Raw genomic sequence first — 5,990 nt, forward strand, 5'->3', positions numbered from 1 at the left:
CCTGTCAAGGTGTTTTCCACCGTGTTTACAGCAGGTGCCGTTTTGCTTACTCCATTTACAGTAGAGGTAATCGTATTGACTGTATTCTCTAAATCATTTGTCGTAACATCAGCAACTGCCGTTGTCAAGTCAACTACAGAGGAAACTCCATTTACCGTTGATGTCAAATCTTTTCCTGAAAGCGTTAAATCATTTGTTGTAGCATCAGCTAAAGCTGGTGTTAAATCAACAGGAGTTCCTACTACACCGTTTACTGTCGTTGTTAAATTCTTTCCTGTCAAGGTGTTTTCCACCGTGTTTACAGCAGGTGCAGTTTTGCTTACTCCATTTACAGTAGAGGTAATCGTATTGACTGTATTCTCTAAATCATTTGTCGTAACATCAGCAACTGCCGTGGTCAGATCAACTACAGAGGAAACTCCATTTACCGTTGATGTCAAATCTTTTCCTGAAAGACTTAAATCATTTGTCGTGGCAGATACCAAAGCAGGTGTTAAATCAACTGTATTTCCTTTCACACCATTTACAATGGTGGTCAGATCCTTTCCCACTAAAGTATTAGCAACTGAAGATATACCCAAAGCTTGTAAATCATCAGGATTGACTATTTTGTACCATTTAAAATCAAACCAGTAATAAAACCCAGGTTTAACATCTGAAACATTTTGAGTATTAAAAACCAATAAACCATTTACATTACCATTAGTAATTGTAGTTACATCATTAGTACCGGTCAATTTAACACGCGGAATTAAAACTCCTTTATCGGTGGCTACCACGTCAAGCTGCGATGATTCATTTGGTAATGATCCGCCTATACTTATCTGCGAATGACAAGCAAAAATCACTCCGGTAAAAAGAATAAAAGAATATAGATATTTCATTTGTTTGAATTTTACAAAGCATACACTTTGATTAATAAATACTCCATTTTTAAACACTTTATTATTCTAAATTTTTCAATAACGCGTCATCGCTTTTTTTGAAAAACTCTCCATTATATAAGAATAAAAAAAACAAAAAAAAACCTAATCGACTAAAAACTAAATCATTAAGCCACTAAATTTAAGTTTTTTTTTTTTAAAGCCCACTTAAAATTTATTAAAAAAAAAATAAGAAGTTACTTATAAAAACATAGTTTATATTATAAACCTAAGTCAAATCTGCGATTCACAATAATAGAAGATTAATTTTTAGTTACTTGTAAAACATGACGAGATTAGGACGAAACTTGTCACTAGCAGGGAAAAAAAAAATTATTAAAAAATTAGCCACAAATTGCAATTGTAATACCCATATACCAAACAACCCGATTATTTCTTGCAATTCATGGCTAAAAAATCTTTACTAAAATCTTCAAAAAAATTAGTTCAGGTATAAGTAGCCCGTCTTATTAATTGCTTGAGAACTGCTGCCTCCACTAATAGTTAAAACATAAAAGTAAGTCCCTGCAGGAAGCAATTTAGTACCGCCAATAATGTTTTTAGCGTCAGAATACCCCCTGAAAACATTTCCATTTTCATCATAATTATTTGTTTCATATACTTTTACACCCCAACGGTCGTATATTTGCACCTTATTATTACCATCACTGCACGACTTTAAACCGTCTATTTTAAAATAATCATTTAAACCGTCACCATTGGCAGAAACCGCATTGTAGACTACCAATTTATTACAGGGTACAATACCTGAAATAGAAACCCGGGCCAATGTAAAAACTCCATAACCGGAAACACTTATCGGCGTAGAAACTGTTTTCTCATACTCATTTACTACTCCACCCTCATCAACCCAGATATTTTCATCAGCATTCCATCGCACGATGTGTATCTCTTCCAGAGGCGCAGCTGCAATAGCGGATGGAGTAGTTGTTAATTCATCCCAGCTTATCGTAAGTATTGCATTTGCATTGCCGCCTAATCTTTCCAAAACCCAGTATTCATTTTCATTTATCAGATTAATTGCACCTGCTTTATTGCTGTGCGGGTAGAATTCGTTAGAATTTTTATAATAATAACTTCCTTTAAAACTACTTATAACCTCTTTTGTCGCGGCAATTTCCAAATTTCGGTAATATCCGTTTTGTCCTGTAGGAAAGATAAAAGCTTCATCTCCATTCTTTATAATACTTCCATCGAAATAACTGCTATTATTTGTATTAGCATGTGCTGCACCTTTTTCAAAAACTAACAGCCCCTCATAATCTTCAGCACTTACAATACCTGTGGTAAAATAAGCTTTTAAAGCAACGCTTATCTCAGTATGTAATTCAATAGGGATCTCTGAACTGCTTTTGTTAAAACGTAAATTTTGAAATCCAGTACTTCCATTACCTTCAATTTTTTGATGCTCCTTACCCTCAAATACAGTTATACCATCTTGTTCAGGTGAAAAAGTTATCAGCCCCTCATTTTTAAAGTCTGACCATATATATACTTCACCGTCGTTTAAAACTGTTCCTGACAGCTGATTATCAAAATCAGAAACTATACCAACTACCGTATTAGGATTGACAACCATCTCACCAATATTGACTACCTGCGCCTTAATACTCATATTTACAGACAAAATGAAAAAGACTATGATTCTTATATTTTTCATTAGAATTTTTTTACATAATGTATTCAGCTGGCAACTAACGATGTTCTTTTTCCTACAGTCTAAAGATGCTTTTAAAAAGAACTGATAATCTCAAAAACTACCTCTGTTTTACTGCCTCCTGAAAATCAAATATCATTTATAGCTGTTTTTATTTCTATTAATTATGGTGCAAAGGAACGAAACCATCAAAACCTGATACGTCAAAAAAATATCAGATTAAGACAGGAAGCAATAAAATCAAGCAGTTAACAATAAATCGGTCTTTAATTATTAAAAAAACTGCTAATTCTTCATTGAAATAAAGAAGAATTTTTTTCTACGTATATACTAACTTTACTATCAATTTACAGCTGGACAATAACAGTCGTATTTTTCTTTTCTACAGGACAAATTAATTCCCAATGTAATTTGATGGTATGCGCCATTATCATATTTAACGTCACCGGACACCACTGAATACGTATAGGCGAACATAATTTTTTTGTAATTAACCCCAAAAATAGGAGTAACATATTGCAGTTTTTGATTGGAACCAGTATTTCCCTTCACTTTTTGAACCCCGATTGCGGTACGGTAGGACAAACCTCCCCAAATCATTCCTTCATCAAAATTTTTGTATGCTTTCAGATTCAGATCAAGTGATTTTTCCTGGGTTCTTTCAGCATACTGCACTAAAATAGAAGGTTCCCATTTCAACCTATCATAGCCACCAAAAATATAACCACCGCTTAACAAGTATTTTCTAAGATTATCACTTTCGTAATCGGTGTATATCCGTCGTCGAGACTCGAAAATATTTTTAACCGTAGCATGAAAATACATATCCAAAAAATTATAAGAAACTCCGACATCAAAATTAGCATAGGTTTCACTCTGCATATTCCCAGCGATAATAGGATCAGGATCGTTGGATTGCGGAAAATCGGTTTCATCGAGCTGACTTTGAATTATACCCCCGCTTATTCCAAAGGAAAACTGGTTCAAGTCGATCTCATCTCGTGAGAAAAGGATGTGATGTGTATAGGTAATCTTCACTCCTTTTTGAGCGTGATAGCCGTTCCTGTCATTGAAAAGTATAATTCCTCCCCCAGATCTCTCCCCGATCCGGCCATTATAACTAAGTGTCTGCAGTGCCGGTGCATCTTGCTGACCGAACCACTGCCCTCGCGCTGTCAATCGTATCTTATCACAATTTGCAGCTCCTGCCATTGAAGGATGTATCAGATAATAATTATCTGATAAATAATCGGAATATACCGCTACACCTTCCTGTCCAAAAGAAGTCAGTACTATGAAAAAAGCGGCTAAAAAATAATTAATTTTCGAATACATATTTTAAAATTTTTAACTCCGAACACTTGTTGTTAAGCAGCTCTCAAGTAGTCAGCAGCCAGATTGACTTTTAATTGCAAAAGGCTTTATTTATTGCAAACAATGCTTTTATCTTTTTAAAGAGAAATGCCCTTTAAGATTTCTTTTTACACCTGGATAACTTTTATCTTCATAGGTTAGTACAAACCAGTAATCTGTAGCGTAAAGCGCTTGGTTGTTATAAGTACCATCCCATCCCGGACTGCTTTGTGTGAGATGGGCAATAAATTTCCCATACCGGTCAAAAATATCGATCTCAGCATTACTCATATTAGTAAAGTTTTTGAAATGCCAGCTGTCGTTAAATCCATCGCCGTTAGGGGTAAAAAACTTAGGATAATCAGGACTTGGAATGGGTTCAGGAGTGCCTTCGCCACACTGTTCCTTAGTTCTGACCGCTACATGAACCACCGGAGAAACTGAATCACATCCATTACTGTCTGTAATCCTGACCAAATAATCTCCGTCTGTATCTGCCTCTAAAGTTTTTTCATTCGCACCTAAAATATTGGTGTTATCTTTGACCCATTGGTAAGAGTCAACTACTGCATCGGGTGGATCTGTTGCAGCTTTTAGGATTGTTCCGAAACCTTCACAAATCATCAACTCTCCTTCAATGACTGCCTTAGGCGGCAACGGAATATTGTTTATAAGAAGCTTATGATCAAAATAAAAAACAAAATCTCCTTTCGATATTTTTGTTAATCGATAGTTTCCTGCCATAGCAGGTACTGGTCTTATAATCGAAAAATTATTACCTTCAACTAACGAAGACTCCTGAAAGCCGTTGATTTCATACTCGATCACGTATGGCCCCGTAATATTACTTGCAATTTGAATTCCTACACCAGGACCATTTACACAAGGGATCTCCCCATAAGATACGAGCTGTGCCCGGATGTAAGGACTTTCCCCTGTGCCGATAATTGCCGTTTCGCTTAATTGAAAATCACATCCGCTAAAAGTAATTTTTTTTAAACTATATCTACCTGGCGGAGCTGGTGCTGCAATTAGCGTAAAAGGACTGCTGTCCATTGAAACTGAAGGTTGCAACACTCCATCTTTTTCATATTCTACTATGTAAGGTCCGCCAGCAGTACTGGTAAATTCTAGTTGTAAGCCAGGTCCTATTCCCAAAAGAGGATCTTCTCCATATAAAACCCACTTGATATCATTCAAGGGTGGTACTGTATTTTTATCTATACTAACAGTTTCATTTAAGGTGAAATCACATCCTTGAGCAGAGATTTTGGTTAAATGATATATTCCCAAAGGCGCCGGCGCCGTGATTAACGTATAAGGACTAGTGTCCATCGATACTGCCGGCTGCGGCAAGCCGTCAATTTCATATTCCACTAAAAAGGGGCCTGATACATTGCTTGTAAGTTCGACTTCCAAACCAGCCCCCATTCCTAAACAAAGATCTTCTCCATATTTACCCAATTGCGCAGTAACTACAGGAAGAGTTGCCTGGTTGTCAATAATGAGCGTTTGATCCAAAGCAATATCACATCCTGCCACAAAAACATTTATTAAGCGGTAAGTCCCCTGAAGCGCCGGTGCGACAATCAAAGTAAATGGATTACTTTCAACTAATTCATCTGGTTGTAATACACCGTCTTTTTCATACTTTACTACATAAGGACCTGTAACATTGCTTGAAAATTCGAGCTTAATGCCTGAACCAATTCCCATGCAAAGATCTTCACCGTATTTCACCAGCTTCGCATCAAAGACAGGGGGAGTAATTTTGTCGATAGTAATGATTTCATCCAAGGTAATTTCGCATCCTGAGACAGTAACTTTTGTTAGATGATAAGTGCCCACAGGAGCCGGAGCGGTCATTAAAGTATGCGGACTGCTGCTCAGGGTCACTGCCGGCTGGGGCACTCCATCCACTTCATATTCCATTATATAAGGCCCTGCAGCACTGCTTGAAAATTCGATAACAATTCCGGGACCCGTTCCCAGACATAGATCTTCCCCAAAGGAAAGTAACTTCGCATCAAAGACAG

General features: G+C 36.7%; 3 protein-coding genes and 1 pseudogene. All 4 read right to left on the reverse strand.

Annotated features, from left to right (window positions below):
• Window positions 1-884 (reverse strand): annotated as a pseudogene (locus BSF42_RS22175) (hypothetical protein); the annotation flags it as partial.
• A gap of 481 nt (window positions 885-1,365) precedes the next feature.
• Window positions 1,366-2,604 carry a gliding motility-associated C-terminal domain-containing protein gene (locus tag BSF42_RS22180; RefSeq protein WP_095955277.1) on the reverse strand — a complete coding sequence of 413 codons (1,239 nt, stop codon included), beginning with the start codon at window positions 2,602-2,604 and terminating at the stop codon, window positions 1,366-1,368.
• A gap of 339 nt (window positions 2,605-2,943) precedes the next feature.
• A complete protein-coding gene (locus BSF42_RS22185) occupies window positions 2,944-3,936 on the reverse strand; it encodes a type IX secretion system membrane protein PorP/SprF (protein ID WP_095955278.1) in 993 nt (330 codons plus the stop codon).
• 108 nt (window positions 3,937-4,044) lie between these two features.
• Window positions 4,045-5,990 (reverse strand): T9SS type B sorting domain-containing protein (locus BSF42_RS22190; RefSeq protein WP_141248498.1); only part of this gene is annotated, 1,946 nt, incomplete at its 5' end.

This window comes from Flavobacterium sp. ACN6, assembly GCF_002304005.1.
GTDB lineage: Bacteria > Bacteroidota > Bacteroidia > Flavobacteriales > Flavobacteriaceae > Flavobacterium.